Below are 21,732 nucleotides of genomic sequence, written 5' to 3'. Positions count from 1 at the left end.
GGAGGAGGAGAACGGAATCGGGCGGGCGTCAGGCCCCGACCACGACGCTGTTCGGCTCGATGGCGACCGAGACCGCCGCGAGATAGAGCGAGAGCGCCCCGACGAGGAGCGCGGCGACCGGGCCGAAGACGTCCGTGGGCGTCTGCGTGGCCACCGCAAGGAAGGGGTTCGCCACCAGGGCAGTACCCGCACTGAGCAGTGCGAGGAGTATGAGCTGTGTCGGGTCGACCCGCAGCGAGTCGACCCCGATGAGCCCGAGCGACACCGCCGTGACGACGAGCAGGGCGACCGGGACACCCACCGCTGGGTGCGCGTTCCAGTCGGTCCCGAACGCGAGCGTCAGCCAGAGCGGTGCCAGAAGTAGTATGCTCCCGAGGGGGAGGAACACACGTCGGCGCATACGTCCCGAACAGTATTGGGAACGATAAGTAACGTGGGACATTGATTGACACGTTTCGGCGATATGACCAGTCGGCCGGGGAGACTCACGCCTCGAAGTCGAACTCGAAGGCCCCGTTGTCGGTCCCGATGGCGTACGCGAAGTACAGGAAACAGAGCGCCGTCACACCCATGGTGACCGCGAAGGCGTCCGCACCGCCCCAGTCTCCCGTGACGAGGACAGCCACCAGATTCGACCCGGCTCCGACCCCGGCGAGCAGGTAGGCGACCGCGAGTCGCGTCCGGGTCGAGTACGGCCCGCGGTCGAGCCCGGCGAGGACGAACGCGACCCCCGACAGGACACTGAACCCGAGCCAGACCCCGGTTTCGAGGTGCATGACTGGTTCGAGCCCGAAGACGGCCAGGTACACCGTCGGAATCAACAGGAGGAAGACACCCAGGTAGCGGAAGTGGCGGACGTGCATCTATTCTAGCTGTCACCTCACTCTGCGAAATAAACCCATCGACGAACCAGTAGGCTCTTTGTTTCGCCTCCCGCTTTTGCGACCAGTGGCGCGTCACTTCGAGTACCCCTGTCCGGACTGTCGGAGCACGAACGACCTCCACGACCCGGACTGCGAGTTCGCCGGCGTCGAGTGGCACGACGTCGAGAAGGCCTACGCGGACATTCTGGCCGTCCTCTCCAGCGGCGTCACCGGCGAAGAGGAGCTCCGTGACGCCGTCGACGAGTTCGCCGACTGGGGCCGCCTGCACCACGGTGCCCTGCGGTACCTGCGCAACGTCCAGCGCGTCGAGGAGCGTCGTGACCGCCTCGAACTGCTGGACCCCGACGAGTACCGGGATAGACTCACGAAGCCGCAGTACGAACCCGTGAAGACCATCTACGAGAAGGGCTCGGTGCCCGGCTGTCACGACAACAGCGTGTTCGCCATGGTGGCCTACTACGAGATGGTCGGCCTGACGTGGGAGGAGACCCGCGAACAGGTGCTGGAGTGGCTCGACGAGTCCGGCACCTGGCGACGCGGCGGCTTCGCCGAGGAGACGCCCGAGGACCTCGTCGACTCGAAGCGACACGTATTCGAGGCCGGCTACGGCTGGAAACAGGCAGCGCGGGAGGCCAAGGCCGTCATCGACCGCAGTCTCTGACGCGCGGAACCGCCCGACCACGGCACGTTTTTCACACCGCCTTCCCAACTGGAGGCAATGACCGCGACCGAGTCATCGACCGACCGGTACGCCCCCGTCGTCGCGAACGTCCGCCGCTACGGCTGGCCGGTCGTCGTCTCTATCGTCCCGATACTCGCCTACTTCGCACTCGTTGGCGACTGGCCCGTGCTGCTCGCCATAGGTGGGACCCTCCTCGCCGCGGGCCACGCGTTCGTCGCCGGGGTCGCCCTCGGCGGTGGCGACACCGAGATCGCCCTCCTGACGGGTGCCATCGCGGCCGCCATCGTCGGCGGCCTGGCCATCCTCCCGACGTGGTCGCTCTCGCCAGCGCTGCTGCTCGCCGTCGGGAGTCTGGTGTGTCCGGTCGCCGCCGCGCTCGGCTACGCGGCGTGGGAAACGAGAGAGAAGTGAGCGGTCTCGGTCTCAGTCGCTCTGGATGCGCGGCGCGAGCACGAACAGGACCGTCCCCTGGCCCTCGGCGATGTCGAAGTAGAGCTTGACCGGGAACTCCTCGCCGAGTTCGAGCGTGACCTCGGCGTCCTTCGGGATGGCCTTGTCCATGTCCTTCAGGTAGTCCAGACTGAACAGGGAGTGTGCCTCGCCCGCCTGCAGGTCGATGAGGTCCGTCTCGTCGAGTTCGAGGTGGACGTCGTCGGTGTCGCCCTCCGCGTCGACGTAGAACAGGCCGGCGTCCGAATCGACGCCCAGCGCGATGTGGTCGGAGACCATGTCCGCGGCCTTGACGGCGCGGTTGATGTCCTTGCCCTCGATCTTCACCGATGCCGGGAGGTCGAGGTCCGGGATGTCCGGCTCCTTGCGGATGGAGTCCGGGTCGATGAGCGCGAGCGTGTACTCCAGGCCCTCTATCTGGATGTGGAGCTTGCGCGTCTCCTCGTCGAGTTCGAGTTCGACCAGCTGGCCCGAGTCCGCCATGCCGGCGATGTCTTCGAGTCGCGAGAGGTTGACGCCGATGATGCCGCCGTCCGCCTCGTAGGACTCGAACGCGCTGGCAGAGAGCCGCAGGTCGACCATCCCGACGTTCGCCGGGTCCACGGCACGAATCTCCAGCCCGTCGTCGTTCAGGTGGATCTTACACTCGTCCACCAGGACGCTCACGGAATCGAGCGTCGTCTTGAGCGTCTCCGCGCTCACGATGGCCTTGAACATGTTGAGTCAGGGTACGAAATCGGGCCCTAAAAAGACACCCTTTCAGGCGCGTGTGTGCGCCGCGTGCGAGGCGACGCGCAGGTGAGCACTCGTGCGCAGTTGCACGACACCGGCGAGCCGGCTCTGAGCCGTGCACAGGTGTCGGCTACCACGCTGGTTACAACGAGGAAACCGAGGGAACGGAGGTTACTCCATCCGTGAACGGGCCAGGAACGCGACACTCAACAGTGCCACCATCGCGGCCGTCGTGGTGAACCCTGGGATACCCCCGCTCGACGCTCCTGATTCGGTCGTATCCGTCGGTTCTGGTGAACCCGTCGATTCATCGTCCGATGCCACCGTTCCGGCAGTCGTCTCGGCTTGCTCGTCGGTTTCAGTCGGCGTTGGCGTCTGGGTCTCTGTCGTCGACGGCGGGGCCGTCGAGGTTTCGCCCGCACCTTCGACGGTGACGAATTTGAAATCCGTTCCGTCCGGGCTCAGGCTGTGCGTGCCGGTCTCTTCGAACCGATAGGTGAAGTTCACGGTCCGCTCCGTGCCCTTCAGCACCGACAGCCGCTTGCCCTCGATGAGTTCGCCGTCGACGTAGAGCGCGGGCGTGATGGTCTTCGTCTCGTCGGCGGTGTTCGAGACGGTGACCGTCATCGTCACCTGCTCGCCAGGTGCGACCGTCTCGTCCGAGACCGACCAGTCGCTGATCTTGACCGTGCCGGCGGGGCCATCGCTCTGACCGCCACCGCCACCGCCGCCACCACCGCTGTCACCGTCACCGCTACTCTCGACGCCGAGGTCGACGCTGGCGTCGTTGCTGTGGCTGATGGGGTCACCGTTGGTGTCCGCGAACGTCTCGATGCTGCCGACAGACAGCGACGTATCGGCACTATCGACCTTCGACGTGACGGTCACCGTCGCGAGCGTCACGTTCGCTCCCGAGGCGTTCGTGGCCCCGGTGTACCCGACGACCGTCATCGTCACCTCGCCACTGGACCCGTCCGTGTCGGTGGACACGTCGAAGCGGTCGGTCCCCGAGACGTCGACATCGACCACGTCGCTGTCGTACGTCAGGGTCAGTTCGTACGCACCGATACCGTCGTCCGTCGGTGCGTTGGTCGCCATCAGCTTCATCGTCGTCGAGTCCTCGAAGCTGGTGCTGTCGGAGCTGAACGCGACCACTGTCGAGGACTGTGCCCCGACTGGACCGGCTACCGCGGCGGCGAACATCCCACAGACGACAGCGGCGACGAGCGCGGCCTGTAGCCACGAACGCAGTTCTCTCGATGTCATCAGTTATCCTCCTCCTCGTCAGTCGTGTTGGAGTAGTCGGCCGTTCTGTTCCCTTCTGCGTACTGCTGGGTCTGCATCGCGTCGATGGCAGAGACCTCGCCGTCGTCGTTCACGTCGGCGTACTCGGTGAGCGAATCGGTCGAGTTCGACGCGAGGGCGGCCGCGATCGACGACGCGTCGTTGCCGTCGACCGTGTCGTCGGCATCGACGTCACCGAGGTAGCGCCCCTGTAACTGGACGGTCACGGTCGTGTCGACCGCGCCAGAAGTGTTCAGGATGGCAACCCCGGGTGCCGCGTCCGTCGCGAATCGAGCGTCGTCGACACCGGTCGTCGACGAGAGCGACGCCATCGGGAGGTCGGCGTCCGTGCCGACAGCCACGACCGTCTGGCCACCGCCGGCGACCAGGTCGAACGTCACCGTCTGGGTCGTCCTGGTCTCGGCCGTCCCGTCGGACGTCGAGCGGAGGACGCTCCCGTCGACGACGCTGGCCTGACTGCTGGTGCGGCCAACGACCATCGGCGAGAGCGAGTCACGCTGTGACGGGTCGACGAAGCGGACCGTCTCCGTCTCGAACTCACCGACCTGCAGCCCGCTGACGGTGACCGTCTCGTCGAGTCCCGACAGCGTCGTCGACACGTCGTAGGACTGGCCACTCGGAACGTCCGTCTCGACGGAGTCGCTGCCGGTCTGGCTGTCTATCGCACTCCCGGAGACCGTGATGTCGCCGCTCCCGCTTGCGTACGAGGCGTCGATGGTGCCCGGGACGGCCGGCTCGATGGAGCGTGAGACGCGGACGTTCTGGTCCACGTTGTTCAGCGGCCGGACGTCGGTTTCGAGGGTGATCTCGTTGGACCCGCTGACCGTCAGCGGAACCGCGTAGGTCCGGCTCTCGCCGGCCGGCACCACGACGCCCTCGACGTAGAGTGCATCAGTTCCGCGGAAGGAACTGTCGTCGATGAACGCCGTTCGGCTCACCGTCCCGCTGGACGTCGTGACCGTCACGCCGTCGACGAACTCGGTGCCGCCGTCCGTCGAGCGACGGTCGTCGGTAACGGACAGCCCGTTGCGAAGCGGAATCTCGACAACCGGCGAGACCATGTCGCTCGACTGGTTGTTGGTGACCGTTATCTCGACCATCTGCTCCGTGCCGGAAGTCAGCGTGGTCGTGTCGATACGAACGTCGTGTGCCGCGTGGTCGTCGGCAGCTACCGTCCCGGCCATCGGGGTGGCGAAGCTGACAGCCAGCAGCACCGCAAGTGTCACTGTTGCTATCGAACGCGAACTCATGAATCATCCCCCTCCGATTCGTCGACGATCTCCTGCGTGCTCTCGATACCGACGATGATCGTGCCGGAGTCACCGTCGTCGGACACCGTCACCGTCACCGTGGTCGTTCCGTTCCCGGCTGCCCGGAGCGTCTGGAGTTCGGAGTCGGTCAGGGAGACCGTCACCCGCGGGGTCGTCTCGTTGACCGTGACCGTCTTCGTGACGGTGCCGTTCGCACCGTCGAGGGTGACGGTCATCGTCCCGCTGCTCTTGGCTCCGGTGAGCTGGTCGAGCGCCTCGATGGAGATGGCGGTCGCGCGGGGGTACCCCCACGAGCCATCCCGTTCGTAGACCGCCGTCAGGTAGTCGGTCCCGTTGACGATGGTCTGGTTGGTCGCCTGCATGCCGGTCTCGTCGAGAGCCAGCAGCGCGTACGCGGTCGTCACGCTGGTGTCGCCCGCTTCGTTCCAGTAGCTCGAGTCGTGGTACGGGTCCCACGAGCCGTCGCCGTTCTGGTTCGCGACCAGCCACTCGCGACCGTCGTCGATAGCAGCCTGGATCTCGCTGGCGTTGGCCTCCGCGTCCGCGGCAGCCCCCGCGTCGAGGGCGACCTGCAGCCCGTGGACGGCCAGCGCCGTCGAGCGCGCGTTCCCGTTGTTCCACGCACCGGACGTCTCGTTCTGCGCGTCGAGCAGGTAGTCCACGCCTTCACCCTGCAGTTCGGTGATGTTGGCGTGGGTACCGGCGTCCACGCGCTCGGTCTGTGCGGTCTTGTTCACCGCGACGATGGTGAACCCGGTCATCGCCTCCTCGTCCTCGATGTAGGAGTAGGCGCTGAACGAGCCGTCGGCGTTCTGGTCCTCGTCGTTCAGCCAGACGACCGCCTGGTCGAAGTCGACCCCATCGAGCGAGTCGTCGTTCTTCGGCCCGTATATCGGGTCGTTGGCGACCTCGGAGGTGCCGTACAGCGCGTAGACGCTGTAGAACGTGTCACCCTCGACGTCTTCGTTGCCCCACATGTTCCAGGACCCGTCGTCCTGCTGGGCACGGATGCCACTCTCGTTGAGTCGGGCGATGCCCTCGGCGATCGAGCCGTTGATTTCTTCCTGCTGGCTCTGGTCGATCTCCGAGTCCGGCCGGTCACGGTAGTACTGGTCGGTGTTGAGTGCACCGAGGAACGCCGAGGTGGTCTGCTCGACGCAGCCGTACGGGTACTGGACCAGGTACTCGAGTCCCTGCAGCGTCCGGCCGTTGGCACCGGCCTGGACGCTGATACTGACGTTGTGCGACTCGGTCACGCCGCTGTCGTGGACGTCGAAGGTCGCGGTCTCCTGCGCGCTATCGTGGACGATAGCCGTGGAGTTCGTCACCGTCCTGGTGACGACCGTCACGTTCGTCGACGCGGTCAGGCTCGCGGAATCGGACCCGTTGGTCTCGGTGACCGCGAAGTTCAGCGTCGTCGGCGTGGTGGTCGTGTTGACCGCCTCCAGGTCGTAGGTGACGACGTTCGGCTGGTTCGGGTCCGGCGTGATGACCGTCGAGACGCTGTCGTTCTGACTGTTCTGGAACGCGAGTCCCGAACCGTCGAGCGAGAGCGTCGCGTTCACCGGGGCGTCGTCGTTCGGCTGGAAGGCGAACGCGACGGTCGTTCCCTGTCCGACCTCGAGCTCCGAGGGCGTGTTCACGCGCTCGGCGGTCAGGTTGTACTCCTCGACGGTTATCGTCGTCGTGGAGACGTTCCCGGCCGGGAAGTCGGCGTCGTCGACCGCGGCGGTCACGGTGTAGGTACCGGCCTCCAGCGTGGGCGTGAGGCGGGTCAGGTTCTGTTCGGTCGTCGTGAGTGCCTCGACCGGTGCGGTCTGGGTCACCACGACCGTCCCGCTACTGTCCGTGACCGTGATGTTCACGCTCGTCGCCGTGCTGTTCGCGGTCCCGTTGTTCCCGACGTACGCGCGAATCGGGGTCTCGGAGGCGTTGGTCGCCGCCGTGGGACTGCTGACCGACGTCTCCAGGTCGGCGTAGGTGATGGTCAACTCGCCGGTGTCGACGTTGTCTTCGGTCCGTGCTTCGGAGACGTTGTCGTCGGGGTCTGCGTTCGCAGTGACGACGACGTCGCCGGTGATGCGGTTCTGCCGGACCCAGTCGGTGATGTTGACCGTCCGCTGAATCGAGCTGTTACCCGCGATGGTCGTGTCGATGGAGAGGTTGCCAGCCGCACTGGCGGTGGTTCCGCTCGCGTGCTGGCTACCCGTGTAATCGTAGGCGATCGTGAACGGAGCGGTGACCTGTTCGTTGCCGGTGTTGGTCACCGTGATGGTCGCCGTCACGTTCTCCGTGTACTGGGCATCGGTGACGGTGACCGTCGTCTCGAGGTTCGCACCGGCGACGACCGTGACCTGCTGGGTCGTCGTGTTCGTGTTCCCGGCCAGGTCGGTCGCCGTCATCGAGACCGTGTAGTCCCCGGTCGCGGGGAACGAGAGCGAGGTGGTGCTCGTGTTGGTCGTCTGCGTGGTGACCGTCCCGGTGTCGTTCGTGACCTCCCAGGCGTAGGAGTCGATGTCGCTGTTGTCCGTGCTGTTGCTCGCGTTGAACGCCACGGATTCGCCGACGACGACCGTCTCCGGCCCGGTCAGGGCGACGGTCGGTGCCGTCGTGTCGGTCACGGTGACCTGCGTCGTCGCCGAGGCGGTGTCGCCGTCGGTGCCGACCGCCGTGACCGTGATCGTGTTGTCACCGAGGGTATCGGCCACGATGGAGACCGTCGAACTCGTCGTGGTCCGGTCGACCGCCCCATCGCTGTCGAAGTCCCAGCGGTACTCCTGGACGGACTGGTTGGCTGTCGCGTCCAGGGTGAAGCTGTTCCCGGCTTCGACGGTGTCCGTCGACGACGTGAGGGAGGCGTCGATCGGCCCGTCGTCCGCCGACGAGTTGATCTCGAAGTAGACTTCGTCGGTGTAGAACCGGCCCTGTGAATCCGCGGTCCAGACCGTCACACTGACGTAGGAGTCATCGGCCGCGTACTCCGGAATCGTCAGGGTCGCGTCCGAGCCGGTACTGATGTCGGTCCCGAGCGACACGTCGACGTAGCTCTCGGAGCTGTTGTGTTCGATATCGGTGAACGCGATACCCGAGGCAGCCGACCCATTGGGCGTCGTGAAGTTGAGCGTCATCTGCTCGCCCGGCTTCACGACGGGATTGCCGTATTGGTCCTCGGACACGCCTTCGATCGCCAGCGTCCCCGGGAACTCGAACATGTTCACGTAGTAGAGACTCGCGTCTCTCGCGTTCTCGTTCTGAGAGAAGGGGACGACGGCACGGTACGGCTCCAGAGTACGGGGAACGTACACCGCCTCCGTGGCACTCCCGGTCTGGTTGGTGACCAGTTGCCCCGTGGCGTAGGACTCGAACCCGTTGCCGTCGTAGAGTGCGTTGTACTGGATCGGCAGGTTCTCGACACTACTGGTGCCGTCGATAGCAGTCACGTCAACGCCGAAGGTCGCCGTCGACCCGACCTGCGCACTGTAATCGAAGTCGAAGTTGAAGTCGTACTTCTGTATGTCGCCGTACAGGCTGTCGGTCGCAGTCGTGTTGTTGTGCGTGATGGCGACTTCGCCATCGATGTCGGCCTCACCGGCGATCCCTGCCGGAATCGGGACGTCGACGACTGCGGCACCGTTCTCGTCGGTCGTAACGGTCGTCGACAGCAGCGGTGCGCCGTCGTAGTCGAGCCGGACGAACACCGGCACCTGCTCGTTGGCGATGGCAGAGCCGTTCTCCGTGGCTTCGATGTCGAACGTCGCGTTCGACCCCGGTGCGACGTCGTAGTCCCGGGGCGATGCAGTGATCGTGACATCGGCGCTGCCACCACCGCCGCTACTACCGGGGTACGGGTCTTCGACGTCGATACTGTCCCGGATGGTGGTCCCGTTGACCGTGACATCGACGTCGTACCAGTCGGAACTGTTGATCTCGGATTCGACGAGGAAGAACCCGTTGCTCCCGGTGGTCGTGCTGATGTTCTCGACGGTCGTGGTGCTGTTGTATATCTCGACGGTGACCGGTTCGTTCTGCAAGAGCCCGTTCTGGTCCTTGAGATATCCGCCGTAGACGAACGTCTCGTTCTCGGCACCCCGGCCGAGTTCGTAAGTGGTGCGAAGGACGACCTGGTGTGCATCGAAGGTCTGGCTGGCACTCGACCCGGAATCGACCAGACTGGCGGTCACCTCGTACTGGCCCTGCTGCGAGGGCGTCACGGAGACGTTCACGAAGCCATCCGAATCCGTTCGGACCTGCCGTGTCTCGACGACGCTCCCAGTGGGGTCCGTGATGGTGACGTTGAGCTGAGTGTCAGCACTCCCGTTCCCACCGTTCCGAACGAGGAACGTCACGTCGGTCGTCTCGTTGGTCAGGACGTCCTCGTAGTCCCGTTCTGCAGCGGTGACTGCCGGACCGACGTCCGGGTTCACCGTCGCAGTTTCGGAGCTACCGTCGCGAGAGACGGTGACCGAGTACGTGCCGTTCTGGCTGTCGGCCGAGAGGTCGTAGTCGACCTGTGCTTTCCCGTCCGAATCGGTCGTCACCGAGTAGTTCGTCGTCGTCCCGTCGGGTCGCGTGACGGTGACGTTGATGTTCTCGTTGGCGACCGCCGTGGGTACGGGCGTCGTGTCGTTGTACGCACCCACGTAGATGGTCATCGTCTCGTCACTCGAAAACGACGACCCGGTCGGGACGACCGTCACCGCGACTTCGGGGTCGTCGCAACACGAGTCGTCGCTATCCATAAGCTGTGCTCCATCAGTATCGGACCCAGCTGTCGTCGCTGAGTAGACCGAACTGTTCTCATCGTCCACTGTGTCCCCACCCGTGGTGACGTTGTCACCTGGCGTGGCGGCAACCCCACCCGACAGGGCCCCAGCCACCACGGCCAGAAGCAGTAGTGACACAGTGAGTTTAATTACCCATTTCCCATCAGTCCGCATGGCCGACAGATTAAACCACTGTCACTTAAATGTTGCCCCATTGAACATATTGGCAAGATATACCTTCTTTTTTCAGAGATTATAAGTACTGGTTACGTAGCGGTAGGCACCGTGAACCCGCGCCAACAGGCCACCAACCGCGATTGTGTCACCATTGGTGATGTGCTAATCGAATAGTCAGAAACAGGAACAGTGTGCATCTCCAGCGCGACTCAGGAGCAGGTTCAATCGATACGGGAAGGACCTCAAACCTGTTCGACGGTCTCGATGACACGCAATATCAGTTCATCCTCCGATATCTTGCCATCCTGGAACTCCGTGAACCATTCACGCTCGGCATACCACCTGAGCTGGTCCGTCCCTTCCGGTCCGATGATCGTCGAATCGAGTCGTTGCGCTCGGAGTCCAGCGGCGATGGTATTGTAGAACTCGGCGGTGATGATACCGACCTCGGTCGTGACAGTCTCCCGGGAGCCAGGCTCGGCACTCACGTACGATAATTCGACGCGGTTCGTCGCATCGTCGTAGGTGAGCGACTCGACATCGATCTCTGCAGACCGGAGATTGGACCGGAATATCCGTACCGCGTCGGCTGTCGAGGCGGCAGTTGGTGCGCCCGTTTCCGTCTGCGTTCGTCCCTGCGCCGCTGTGGTGAGTGACGCCGTCGGTTCGTCGCGTGATTCTGTCGTCGATGATGTCGACGAGCCGTTCATGCACCCTGCCGTGGCGATGACCGCACCCACGGTGGCGCTCAACAGTGAGCGTCGTGAGACCCGGTCCACTCCCCCGAGAGAACCAGATTCCCGTAGTTGTTGTTGGCTCCTTGACCGGTCCATGGCTAGGTCGCTCGTGTGAGAGATGCATAAATCGCACGTTTCAGGCACATTATTTTCACCAGCAGGTGACCAGGCCGACGCACCTCTTCCATAGTGCTGACACCAGTTCGGCTCGCCCGACCCCGTCACCTCCGCACGAGTGCAGCCCGTTTCGACGCCTGCCCAAGACCATTCATGCCCAGTTAATTCACAGGTGGACGATAACCCCAGACTGTGAACGTCCCCCGCGCCCTCCTCGTCACTGCCCTCCTCGTCCTCGCCATCCCGGTCGCAGTGGTCGGGTCGGCAGGGCCGTCCCCTGCTGTCGAGCTCGACCGGTCTGAAGCGGCGACGGCCGACCCGGAGAACAGCACGCTCACTGCCAGCAACGTCACCATCCTCCGGACGTCACTCGAACGGGAATCGCTGGACTCCTACGCCGCGATACGGCGTGCCGAGGAGAACGGAACGCTCGTCACGGACAACATGGTGAGCGTCGACGACACCGTCGTAATCCGGTTCGAGGCACCCGGCCTCCGGTCGACCCTCGCAGGCTACGACGGGTCGAACCTCACGACCCGGTTCCACCGGTTCGTGAACGAGACCAACGCGACGTTCTACGCCAGCCACAGTAACCCGGTCCAGCGTCTCTACCGGGGCGAGAGCATCCCACAGGATACCGACCACATGTACGACAGAATCGTCGTGACCGACCCGGCAGCAACCGTGCTGGTTCCCGGACCCGAGAACGAGACGTACTACCAGGTCGTCGACCTCGAAACCGTCGACATCGACGAGGGAACTGATATCCGCAACAGTCACGGCATCGACTGTTCCGACCAGTGGGGCGTGACTCTCGCGTTCGAGGAGTCGAGCGGAGAGACCCCAGCCCAGTTCTTCAGAACGAACTGTCTCGCCGTACAGACCGTGTCATCGACAGTCACCCGAACCACCGCACAGTTGACGGTGCAGATGGCAGGGGTCTCCCCCGGCGAACGGTTCCGAGTGCGGTTGCTGGGGACGGGAACGAACGAGACCGGCCCGACCATCTGGCCCGCGACGGTCGTCCCGTGGCACGAGGCGATCACTTCCCAGGCGTCCGACGAGAGCCGGTACGTCGACCAGTATCGGCTGCCGGTCGACATCTCCCACATCGAGCCGAACACGACGGTCGTCGCGAAGGTACAGGTGGTCCAGCGGAACGGGACGCGGGTTCCCGTCCACGAGGAACGGTTCGTCGTTCCCGCAGTGACCACCACGACACGCTCCGAGACGACCACGACGGCGACGACCAGCACAGCATCGACGCCGACCACCACGACCGCCATCAACACCACGCCGACCCCTATCGGGCCGACCACCCCGTTTCCGGAGACGGCGAGCGCTTCCGACAACCCGCAGACCGACGAGGTTCCCGGCTTCACCCTCCTGGGCGCACTCGTCGCACTGACCTGTCTCGCCCTGCTCGGCCGCCGTCGCTGACCCCTCTCCGACCCATCCGGACCCCTTCGCTTCCGGTCGAGAACGACGGCCCGACCCACCGCGTGAACCTCTCACAGAGCCTGTCGAACGCGATGCGACACCCCTAACCGACTCGGCCCGATATCTACCAGCAATCGACTATGGCGCGCAAGGACCAATGGTACAACAGGGCGAAACAGCAGGGCTACCGGACACGAGCGTCCTTCAAGCTCAAGCAGCTCGACCAGCGAGAGGGCCTGTTCGGCCCCGGCAACACGGTGGTCGACCTGGGTGCGGCCCCCGGCGGCTGGATACAGGTCGCCGCCGAGGAGGTCGGCGAGGGTGGGAAGGTCATCGGCGTGGACTTCCAGCGTATCAAGGGCTTCGGCGACGAGTACGACGCCGAGATAGAGACCATCAAGGGCGACATGACCGAGGACGACACGAAAGAGCGCGTCAAGGAACTCGCCGGCGGCGAGGTCGACGTGGTCATCTCGGACATGGCACCGAACATGACCGGCGAGTACAACCTCGACCACGCCCGGTCGGTGTACCTCGCCCGGCAGGCGTTCGAGACCGCACTCGACGTGCTCGACACCGGCGGCGACTTCGCCGTGAAGGTGTTCCAGGGCCCCGACGTGGACGACCTCCGGAAGGACATGGAGAAGGAGTTCCAGTACGTCCGCACCACGACCCCGAAGGCCTCGCGTGACGAGTCCTCCGAGACGTACCTCATCGCCAAGCACCGCCTGACCGCGCCGGTCCGCGAGGGCGACGTGCTCTCCGTGACCATCGAGGACGTGGGCAGCGAGGGCGACGGTATCGCGAAGGTCGAGGGCTACACGCTGTTCGTCGAGGGCGTCGAGACGGGCGACGAGCTCGACATCGAGGTGACCGGGCTGAAGCCACGCTTCGGTTTCGCGAAGCCGGTCGACGAAGAGTAGGGAGATTCGAACGGAGTGAGAATCTCCAATCCAGAACGGGGAGCGAAGCGACCCGTGAGGAGTAGCTCACTCGCGGCGCGTGAGTTTGACCTCGCTCGCGCCGTAGTCCTCGAAGAACGCGCCCTCGCCGCCGACGCTGACCCGGCCGAACGGCGAGGAGAGGATGAGGCTGTTCTCCAGCGGGAACGAGGCCGTGATGGGGGTGACGATGCTCTGTCTGGCGTTGATGACCTGCCCCGAGAGCGTGCGCTGTTCGCCGGTCTCGGTCTCGATAGCTTCGACGGTCGCCGTGAGCGTCCGCCCCGCCCGGAGGTGCAGGGCCGCCGTACAGGCGGCGTGGCGGAGGCTCACGAACGTCCGCGGCAGTGGTTCCGGGTCGGCGGTGTACAGGTCCTCGGCGACGGGCCAGAAGTTCCCGAAGCACGCGCTGAACGCGAGGCCCTCGAAGAACTGGTCGGCGAGGAAGACGGTTCGCAGCCCCTTGTCGGTCGTGAGCGCGCCGGGGCCGGCGACCATCGACGCCTCGCCGTCGAAGGCGGCGATGTTCAGGCCGCCTTCGGCGGTGTCCCAGCGGCGGGCGACGCTCGTCATCTGCTCCAGCACCGCCGGTTCGAGTTGCTCGCCGCCGGCGAACAGCACCGCCACGAGCACGCCACGCTCGCGGGCGGCGACGAGTTCCGCTTCGAGCGCTTCGACGACGCCCGCCGACGTGAGCAAGATCACCTCACGGTCGGCCGCGTCGACGTGGTCTGCAAGTCTGTCGAGTGCCGCCTCGCGACCGTGCTCGACGGTGACCATCCCATCCATACCCCGGAAGGGGCGGGCAATCAGATAAAACGCGTGGGCCGAACGCTTTTACCGACCCCTCGCATCGAGGTGGGTAATGAAGTCGGAGACCATCGACGTGCTGGTGGTAGACCGACTGGAGTCCGCAGCCGAGACCGTCCGCCACATCGAGGACCAGACGGACGAGATGCGCCTCCGCCTCTCCAGCGACGTCTCCGACGCCAGGGGGGTCGTCGAGACCGGCGACATCGACTGCGTCGTGAGCAACTTCGAGATACCCCGCCCGGACGGCATCGAGTTCGTCGGGGCGTTCGAACTCCTCGAGACCGTCCGCGAGGTCGACGGCGACCTCCCGTTCGTCCTCTTCACCGACGTGGGGAACGAGGCCATCGCCGAGACCGCCATCGCCCGCGGGGTCACCGAGTACGTCCCTCGCACCGCCGCCGAACAGTCCTACCAGCGCCTCATCGGGCGCGTCGAGCGCGCTGTCGCCTTCCGGCGAGCCGACCGCCGCGCCGAGCGACAGGCGCGTATCAACGAGGTCATCCGGGACGTGAACCAGTCGCTCGTCCGGGCCGCCGACCGGAGCGAGATCGAGACGACGGTGTGCGACCAGCTCGCGGGCGACCGCGGCTACTCGTTCGCCTGGTGGGGCACCCCCGGCTCCGACACGCTGGAGACCGCAGCCGTGGTCTGTGACGGCGAGGAACGGGACGCGATGCCTGCCGACGCCACGCCGCTCCCGACCGCACTCGACGGCGAGGAGGTGGCCGTCGCGAGCGGCATCGCGGCCTGCGAGGACTGGGCCGAGATGACCGAGGAGACGCCGCAGGCGGTCGCCGCGGTCCCCATCGCCTACCAGGGCACGACCTACGGGGTGGTCGCACTCGGGTCGGTGGCCTCCGACGGCCTCGACGAGACCGAGCGCACCGTCCTCGCCGAGCTGGGCGACACCATCGCGTACGCCATCAACGCGACCGAGACGCGCGTCGCGCTGCGCCGGCAGAACGAGCGCCTCGACACGTTCGCGAGCATAGTCAGCCACGATTTGCGTAACCCGCTCGGGGTCGCCCAGGCATATCTCGGCGAACTCGATACGGACCACGAGGCGGTCGACGACGACGCCGTCGAGGCCATCGACGAGTCGCTGGACCGGATGGAGGAACTCGTCGCCGACGTGCTCCAGCTCGCCCGCGAGGGCCGCGACGCCTACGAGGCGGCCGTCGTCGACCTCGGCGTCGCCGTCGACCGTGCGTGGAGCAGCGTCGACACGCAGGACGCGACCCTCCGGGTCGGCGACGGCTGTGGCTACCTGCTCGCCGACGAGTCACGCCTCGCGCAGGTGCTCGAGAACCTCTTCCGAAATTCAGTTGAACACGGCGGGTCGGGCGTGACCGTGACCGTCGACCAGTGCCCCGACACCGAGGGATTCTACGTCGCCGACGACGGGTCGGGCATCGCCGAAGCCGACCGGGAGCAGGTGCTCGAATCCGGCTACTCCGGTTCCGACGGGACCGGCCTCGGTCTCGCCATCGTCTCGCAGGTCGCCGAGGGCCACGGCTGGTCGGTCGCCATCACGGAGAGCGAGTCGGGTGGCGCGCGCTTCGAGTTCACCGGCGTCGACCGTCCCTGAATTTCCGGGGAGGCGCTACGAATCGTCGTCCAGCCGGTCGTGACGTGCGTCTATCTCGTCGAGGATATCCAGATTCTTCCGGATCGACGACCGGATGGCGTCGCTCCGGTTCACGAACTTCCCGTCGTCGCCGACGTGGTCGTCCAGGTCGTCGAGGAGTTCCTGCGGAATCTCGACGCTTATCTTGGGCATACTCGGAGAATACCCACAGAAGGGTATAAGCGATATGCCTGCGACCTGTCCCCGACCGGTCACGACGGCGCGGCGCCACCACCCCCGACCGTTTTGTCGAGTCGGACCGACAGGTGGGCCATGACGAACGCGACGGCAGCCGCGCTGGCAGCCGGCGAGTCGGCGCTCGGTGCCTGGGTCGAGTCCGCGAGTCCCCGGCTGGCCGAGGCGCTCTCGACCACCCGGCTCGACTGGCTCGGCATCGACATGGAACACACACCGGTCGGACCCCGCGAGGTGGAATCGCTCGTCCGCGCCATCGAACCCGAGGCGACGCCCATCGTGCGACTCCCGTCCGTCGAGTACGCCGTGGCGAGGGGCTGCAAGCTCGCACTCGACGCCGGGGCTGGCGGGGTCATCGTCCCCCGCGTCGAGTCCGCGGCCGACGCCGAGGCGGCGGTCCGGGCCGCGACGTTCCCACCCGATGGCGACCGCGGCGTCGCCGGCAGCGTCCGGGCGAACGGGTTCGGCGAGGGGTTCGACGAGCACGTCGCGACGGCGGACGCCGAGACGCTGGTCGTCGTCCAGATAGAGACCGCAGCGGGCGTCGAGAACGCCGACGACATCGTCTCCGTGCCGGCTGTCGACGTGGCGTTCGTCGGCGAGAACGACCTGTCGGCGTCATACGGGACACCCGGCGAGAAGGGACGAGACGCGGTGCAAGACGGTGTCGAGACGGTGCGCCGAGCCGCCAGCGACGCCGGCATCCACGCCGGGGTCGCCGCCCGTGACCGTGCGGCGCGAGAGCGTCGGGCGGAACGGGGATTCCGGTTCTTCCTGCTCGGCGGCGACTGCTCGCTCGCGCGAGACGGGCTGGCCGCCAGACTCGGGGACTAGCGGCCCTCGAACTCCGGCTCCCGGTCCTCCCGGAACGCCGCGACCGCCTCCTCGTGGTCCCGCGTCTGCGAGCAGATGCGCTGGGCCCGGGTCGCGTGGTCGAACGCGGTCTCCAGGTCGACCTCGTGGCTCTCGTTGACGAGCCGTTTACTCTGTGCGAGCGCGATGGGGGGCTGTTCGGTGAGGGCCGCGGCGAACGATTCGGCGGCCTCCCGCAGGTCACCCGCGGGTTCGCACGACCGCGCCAGTCCCCACTCGACGAGCTCCTCGCCGGAGAGCTTCTTCCCGGTGAAGATGAGTTCTTTCGCGCGCTCCTCGCCGACCAGCCGGGGCAGGAGGTACGCCCCGCCGTCTCCCGGCACGAACCCCACGTCGATGAACGTCTCACCCATCGTCGCCTCGGTCGAGACCATCCGGAAGTCACACGCGAGCGCCGTGTCGCAGCCCGCGCCGAGGGCGTACCCGTTCACCGCGGCGACGACCGGGACCGACAGCGACCGGATCGTCCGAACGACGTCCTGGAACAGGCCGAGGCCGTGTTCGTAGTCCGCGAAGTCCATCTCCGGGGTCAGGGGCATATCGGTCAGGTCGACGCCGGCACAGAACGCCTCGCCGGCACCGGTCAGGACCACGGCGCGGACCGAGTCGTCATCGTCCAGCGATTCGAGTTCGGCCACGAGCCCGGTCAACAACGCCTCGTTGTAGGCGTTCATCGCGTCCGGTCGGTCGAGCCAGACCGTCGCGACGTGCTCGGTCGGCCGCTCGACCCGGACCACGTCAGTCATCGGCGGACTCCTCGCTGGCCTGCTCGGCCGGCTCCCCGGACCCGTTCCGGCCCGCCGGTCGGACCGTCATCGCGGCGTCGAGCGCCTCCACGTCGCTCCCGCTCGCGAGCACCGGGTTGAGGTCGAGTTCCGTGACGCGCGGGTTCGCCTCGACGAACCGCGAGACCGCCACGAGCAGGTCGACCAGCGCCGCGCGGTCGACCGGCTCCGCGCCGCGAGCCCCGTCGAGGAGTTCCTGGGCGTCGAGGTCGGCCAGCATCTCGCGGGCGTCGGCCTGTGTCAGGGGCAGGGCCCTGAACGCCACGTCCTCCAGTACCTCCACGAACACACCGCCGATGCCGACCATGGCCACGTGGCCGAACTGCTCGTCCTCGACGACGCCGACGACGAGCTCGACGCCGTCCTCGCGCATCGGGGAGACGAGCACGCCCTCGACGGTCGCGTCGGCGTCGTGGTCCCGTGCGGCCCCGACGAGGTCGCGGTAGGTGTCGCCCGGGTCGTCGGTCACGTCGAGGGCGACCCCGCCGACGTCGGACTTGTGGACGATGTCGGGCGAGACGACCTTCATCGCGACCGGCCCGTCGAACCGGTCGGCCGCCGCGGCCGCATCCTCGGCCCCGGTCGCCAGTTCGTAGGGCGAGAGCGGCACGTCGTGTTGCGAGACCACCTCGCGGGCCTCGTACTCCGAGAGGTCGCCACCGGTGTCGTCGACGGCCCCGGCGAGGGTCGCGTCGTCCGCGGCGTCGGGGGTGAGCCGGAAATCCGACTTCCGGTCGGCCCGCGCGCAGTGGTCGCCGTAGGTCGCGAGCGCGGCGATGGTCCGGGTGGCCACCTCCAGCGATTCCTGAACCGGGATGCCCCGCTCGCGCAGGACCGCGTGAGCGTCTGGCTCGGCGCTCTCGTAGGCGCTCTGGACCACGACGGGGATGTCCTGCTCGTCGACGAGGCCCGCGATGTCGTGGGCCGCGTCGAGTTCCGGTTCCGCGAGGGCATCCGAGAACCGGATGCCGTAGCCGCCGAACAACCCCGAGAGCAGCAGGGCGTCGACGTTCGGGTCGGCCGCGATGGCGGCGGCACAGTCGTAGAAGACGGTCGGGTCGTCGTCGGTGCCGCCGGCCACGTCGACCGGGTTGACGACGCTCGCCGCATCGGGCAGGACCTCCCGGAGTCGGTCCTGGGTCTCGGCGGTGAGGTCAGGCACCGAAAGCCCCTGTTCGGCGAGCGCGTCGGCGGCGAGGGTCGCGTGTCCACCCCCGTCCGCGAGGATGGCGACGTTCTCACCGTCGGCTGGTGGGAGCGACCCCAGCGCCCCGGCCGTCGGCAGCAGTTCGTCAGCGCGCTCGACGCTGATCACGCCGGCCTGCCCGAAGACGGCGTCCGCGACCGCGGCGTCGCCGGCCATCGAACCGGTGTGCGAGCTGGTCGACTGCTTGCCGACCTCCGAACGGCCGCCCTTCAGCGCGACGATGGGGGTGTCCGGGGTGACCTCGCGGGCGCGCTGGAGGAACGCCCGGCCGTCGCTCATCCCCTCGACGTACAGCGTGATGGCCGCTGTCTCGTCGTCTTCGGCGTAGAACGGCAGGTACTCGTCGAACCGGAGGTCGGACTCGTTGCCGACGCCGACGTAGTGGCTGAAGCCGAGTCCGGGGACGCCCATCGCCTCCATGAACAGCGCGATGGCGAGGTTCCCGCTCTGGCAGAGCAAGGCGACGTCACCGGCCGGAACGTTCTCCGCGCCGACGAGGTTCAGCCCCTCGTGGACATTTATCATCCCGGACGTGTTCGGCCCGATGAGCCGGATGTCGTGCTGGTTCGCGAGGTCGACGATGCGCCGTTCGAGTGCCTCGCCCTCGTCGCCGGTCTCGCCGAAGCCGACAGCGACGACGACCGCCCCGGCGAGGTCGGTGTCGGCGCAGTCCTCCAGGACGCTCGGGACGACGGGTGCGGGCACCACGACGAGCGCGAGGTCCACCGGCTCGGGGATGTCGGAGACGCTGTCGTAGACGGTCCGCCCGCGGATCTCGTCCGCGCTGGGGTTGACGGGGTAGACGTCACCCTCGTAGCCGCCCGCTTCGAGGGTGGCGATGGCCTGGTGCCCGCGCTTTTGCGGGTCCGTCGAGGCACCGACGACCGCCACGGAGTCCGGGGCGAGGATGCGCTGGAGCTGGTCGTCGTGCACGTCACTCACCCCTGAACACCGGTTCTCGGTCCTCGGCGAACGCGTCGACGCCCTCCTGCCAGTCGTCCGTCTCCATACAGGCCAGCAGGGCGTCGGCCTCCGCGGTCAACAGGTGGTCGCGGTCGGGTTCCCGCCGGAACTGTTCTTTCGCGTGCTGCATCGGGATGGGGGCGTGGCTGGCGAGGGTCTCCGCGAGGTCGTCGACCGCCTCGTCGAGGGCCGCCGGTGGGACGACCTCGGTCGCGAGGCCCATCTCACCGGCCTCGGTCCCCTCGACGGTCGCCGCGGTCAGGACGAGTTCGCGGGCCTTCGCCCGCCCGACGCGCTCGGGGAGCGTGTACGTGACGCCGCCGCCGACGTAGGTACCGATGGACACCTCGGGGAATCGCATCTCGGCGTCCGTGGCCATCACGATGCAATCGGCACTCAGCGCCAGTTCCGCGCCCGCGCCGATGGCGTACCCCTGGACCTTCACGACCACGGGTGCAGGATGCGTCTGGACCGCCAGACAGGTCTCCTGTGCGGCCTCGACGTACGCTCGCTTCTCGGCCGGCGTGCGCTCGGCCTCGTCGTGTCCCTTCATATCGGCACCGACGCAGAAGGCGCGACCCTCGCCCTGCAGGACGACGACCCTGGCGTCGTCGGCCGCAGCGGCGTCGAGGCCGGCCCGGACGCCGTCGTACAGCGGTCTGGTGACGGCGTTCAGACTGTCGGGGCGCGACAGCGTGATACGAGCGACGTCCGCCGCATCGTCGTACTCGTAGTCGACGGGTGTGTTCTGCAGTGATTCGGAAGCAGACATTACTCGATTGTGTAATACACGAACAAGACACTAAAAGATAAGGAGAGTTGCGAATTTTTGGACTTCGTATAAGATATTATGTACTATATCTCCCCGAGTTTGGAGAAACTCCAAAATCGAGGGGCCGGCTACTCGCCCTCGGTCCCGGCGACGTACTCGGTGACGTTCCCCAGGTTCATCGCGACCGCGAGGACGACGCCGATGATGAGGACGATGAACGACGAGATGGCGTTCATCTTCGGAGCCGCGCCGAACTTTATCATCCCGAACATGGTCGTCGTCAGGACGTCCATCACGCCCTTGACGAAATGTGCGCGGATGAAGTCCTCGAACGACCGGATCCACGCGAACAGGAACCCGGCACCGATAGCCGGTGCGATGACCGGGAACGTCACGTCCCTGAACACCGTCAGGGGGTCCGCCCCGAGGTCACGGGCCGCCTCCTCGAGGGACTCGTCGAAGGTATACATCCGTGCCGTCACGATGAGCAGGACGAACGGGAAGCCGTACACCGAGTGGGTCAACACGAGCGTCAGGAACCCTGGCGAGATGCCCAGCAGCGTCTGGAAGTAGATGAGCAACGCGATGCCCAGGACGACCCCCGGGATGACCATCGGCAGGATGCCCAGCGTCCGGTACATCTCCTTGTACGGGAAGTCGTACCGGGCGAGACCGAAGCTCGCGAGCACGCCGAGGACGGTCGCGATGACCGCCGAGAACGTCGCGACCTGGACGCTCGTGAACAGCGAACTCATCAGTGCCTCGTCCGCGAACGTGGCCGCGTAGTGGTCGAGCGTGACCCCGCGGAACGGGAAGAACGTGCTCGAGTTCTCCATGAACGAGAGGATGACCATCACCCCGAGCGGAATCCACAGGAACACGAGCAACGCACCCGCGAGGACGCGGAAGCCGCCGCTCAACAGTCGCTCGCGCAGTTCGTGGCCGACCAGTTCGGACGACGTCTCGGTGCCGGTGTCGGTTCGTGTCTCGGTTGCCAT

Annotated in this window: 19 protein-coding genes; 6 read left to right on the top strand and 13 right to left on the bottom strand. The window is 66.4% G+C overall.

Annotated features, from left to right (window positions below):
• Positions 1-28 precede the first annotated feature (28 nt).
• On the bottom strand, positions 29-400 hold the full coding sequence (locus tag N6C22_RS03460; protein WP_261649400.1) for a hypothetical protein: 372 nt from the start codon (positions 398-400) through the stop codon (positions 29-31).
• An 85-nt stretch (positions 401-485) separates the two neighbouring features.
• Positions 486-863 carry a hypothetical protein gene (locus tag N6C22_RS03455; RefSeq protein WP_261649399.1) on the bottom strand — a complete coding sequence of 126 codons (378 nt, stop codon included), beginning with the start codon at positions 861-863 and terminating at the stop codon, positions 486-488.
• A gap of 85 nt (positions 864-948) precedes the next feature.
• Between N6C22_RS03455 and N6C22_RS03450 the strand changes: the two genes are divergently transcribed.
• A complete protein-coding gene (locus N6C22_RS03450; RefSeq protein ID WP_261649398.1) occupies positions 949-1,545 on the top strand; it encodes a hypothetical protein in 597 nt (198 codons plus the stop codon).
• A gap of 57 nt (positions 1,546-1,602) precedes the next feature.
• Positions 1,603-1,977, top strand: coding sequence for a hypothetical protein (locus N6C22_RS03445; protein WP_261649397.1), 375 nt, complete (start codon positions 1,603-1,605; stop codon positions 1,975-1,977).
• A 12-nt stretch (positions 1,978-1,989) separates the two neighbouring features.
• Here the strand turns inward: N6C22_RS03445 and N6C22_RS03440 are convergent, their stop codons facing one another.
• From N6C22_RS03440 to N6C22_RS03420, 5 genes are all read right to left on the bottom strand, one after another.
• Entirely contained in the window at positions 1,990-2,733 is a 744-nt protein-coding gene (locus N6C22_RS03440) for a DNA polymerase sliding clamp (protein WP_261649396.1), read from the bottom strand.
• A 186-nt stretch (positions 2,734-2,919) separates the two neighbouring features.
• Positions 2,920-4,014 carry a CARDB domain-containing protein gene (locus N6C22_RS03435; protein ID WP_261649395.1) on the bottom strand — a complete coding sequence of 365 codons (1,095 nt, stop codon included), beginning with the start codon at positions 4,012-4,014 and terminating at the stop codon, positions 2,920-2,922.
• Complete coding sequence (locus N6C22_RS03430) at positions 4,014-5,303, bottom strand: dockerin type I domain-containing protein (RefSeq protein WP_261649394.1); 1,290 nt, start codon at positions 5,301-5,303, stop codon at positions 4,014-4,016. Before N6C22_RS03430 ends, N6C22_RS03435 begins: the two co-directional genes overlap by 1 nt.
• Positions 5,300-10,063 carry a PKD domain-containing protein gene (locus tag N6C22_RS03425; RefSeq protein ID WP_261649393.1) on the bottom strand — a complete coding sequence of 1,588 codons (4,764 nt, stop codon included), beginning with the start codon at positions 10,061-10,063 and terminating at the stop codon, positions 5,300-5,302. Before N6C22_RS03425 ends, N6C22_RS03430 begins: the two co-directional genes overlap by 4 nt.
• A gap of 443 nt (positions 10,064-10,506) precedes the next feature.
• Positions 10,507-11,097 carry a hypothetical protein gene (locus N6C22_RS03420; protein ID WP_261649392.1) on the bottom strand — a complete coding sequence of 197 codons (591 nt, stop codon included), beginning with the start codon at positions 11,095-11,097 and terminating at the stop codon, positions 10,507-10,509.
• A 213-nt stretch (positions 11,098-11,310) separates the two neighbouring features.
• Between N6C22_RS03420 and N6C22_RS21130 the strand changes: the two genes are divergently transcribed.
• Both N6C22_RS21130 and N6C22_RS03410 read left to right on the top strand, forming a co-directional pair.
• Entirely contained in the window at positions 11,311-12,558 is a 1,248-nt protein-coding gene (locus tag N6C22_RS21130) for a PGF-CTERM sorting domain-containing protein (RefSeq protein WP_261649391.1), read from the top strand.
• Between the two features lie 140 nt (positions 12,559-12,698).
• The gene (locus N6C22_RS03410; RefSeq protein WP_261649389.1) at positions 12,699-13,481 is read left to right on the top strand and encodes a 23S rRNA (uridine(2552)-2'-O)-methyltransferase; all 783 of its coding nucleotides are present in this window, start codon (positions 12,699-12,701) and stop codon (positions 13,479-13,481) included.
• 66 nt (positions 13,482-13,547) lie between these two features.
• Here N6C22_RS03410 and N6C22_RS03405 read toward each other — a convergent pair whose 3' ends face one another.
• Positions 13,548-14,288 carry a TrmB family transcriptional regulator sugar-binding domain-containing protein gene (locus tag N6C22_RS03405; RefSeq protein WP_261649387.1) on the bottom strand — a complete coding sequence of 247 codons (741 nt, stop codon included), beginning with the start codon at positions 14,286-14,288 and terminating at the stop codon, positions 13,548-13,550.
• A 76-nt stretch (positions 14,289-14,364) separates the two neighbouring features.
• Here N6C22_RS03405 and N6C22_RS03400 point away from each other — a divergent pair, with 76 nt between their 5' ends.
• A complete protein-coding gene (locus N6C22_RS03400) occupies positions 14,365-15,900 on the top strand; it encodes an ATP-binding protein (RefSeq protein WP_261649385.1) in 1,536 nt (511 codons plus the stop codon).
• Between the two features lie 15 nt (positions 15,901-15,915).
• Here N6C22_RS03400 and N6C22_RS03395 read toward each other — a convergent pair whose 3' ends face one another.
• Positions 15,916-16,092 (bottom strand): CopG family transcriptional regulator, encoded by a 177-nt coding sequence (locus N6C22_RS03395; protein ID WP_261649384.1) that lies wholly within the window; start codon positions 16,090-16,092, stop codon positions 15,916-15,918.
• A gap of 120 nt (positions 16,093-16,212) precedes the next feature.
• Here N6C22_RS03395 and N6C22_RS03390 point away from each other — a divergent pair, with 120 nt between their 5' ends.
• On the top strand, positions 16,213-16,968 hold the full coding sequence (locus N6C22_RS03390) for an HpcH/HpaI aldolase/citrate lyase family protein (RefSeq protein WP_261649383.1): 756 nt from the start codon (positions 16,213-16,215) through the stop codon (positions 16,966-16,968).
• Here N6C22_RS03390 and N6C22_RS03385 read toward each other — a convergent pair.
• From N6C22_RS03385 to N6C22_RS03370, 4 genes are all read right to left on the bottom strand, one after another.
• Positions 16,965-17,753: an enoyl-CoA hydratase/isomerase family protein gene (locus tag N6C22_RS03385; protein ID WP_261649382.1), complete on the bottom strand. Its 789-nt coding sequence runs from the start codon at positions 17,751-17,753 to the stop codon at positions 16,965-16,967. The two genes, N6C22_RS03390 and N6C22_RS03385, sit on opposite strands and share 4 nt — an antisense overlap.
• On the bottom strand, positions 17,746-19,941 hold the full coding sequence (locus N6C22_RS03380) for an acetate--CoA ligase family protein (RefSeq protein ID WP_261649381.1): 2,196 nt from the start codon (positions 19,939-19,941) through the stop codon (positions 17,746-17,748). The genes N6C22_RS03385 and N6C22_RS03380 overlap by 8 nt, the downstream gene beginning before the upstream one ends.
• The gene (locus N6C22_RS03375) at positions 19,934-20,734 is read right to left on the bottom strand and encodes an enoyl-CoA hydratase/isomerase family protein (protein WP_261649379.1); all 801 of its coding nucleotides are present in this window, start codon (positions 20,732-20,734) and stop codon (positions 19,934-19,936) included. Before N6C22_RS03375 ends, N6C22_RS03380 begins: the two co-directional genes overlap by 8 nt.
• 128 nt (positions 20,735-20,862) lie before the next feature.
• On the bottom strand, positions 20,863-21,732 hold the full coding sequence (locus tag N6C22_RS03370; RefSeq protein ID WP_261649377.1) for an ABC transporter permease: 870 nt from the start codon (positions 21,730-21,732) through the stop codon (positions 20,863-20,865).

The sequence above is a fragment of the Haloarchaeobius sp. HME9146 genome (assembly GCF_025399835.1).
Taxonomy (GTDB): Archaea; Halobacteriota; Halobacteria; order Halobacteriales; family Natrialbaceae; genus Haloarchaeobius.
This window is presented reverse-complemented; position numbering and strand designations above follow the sequence as displayed.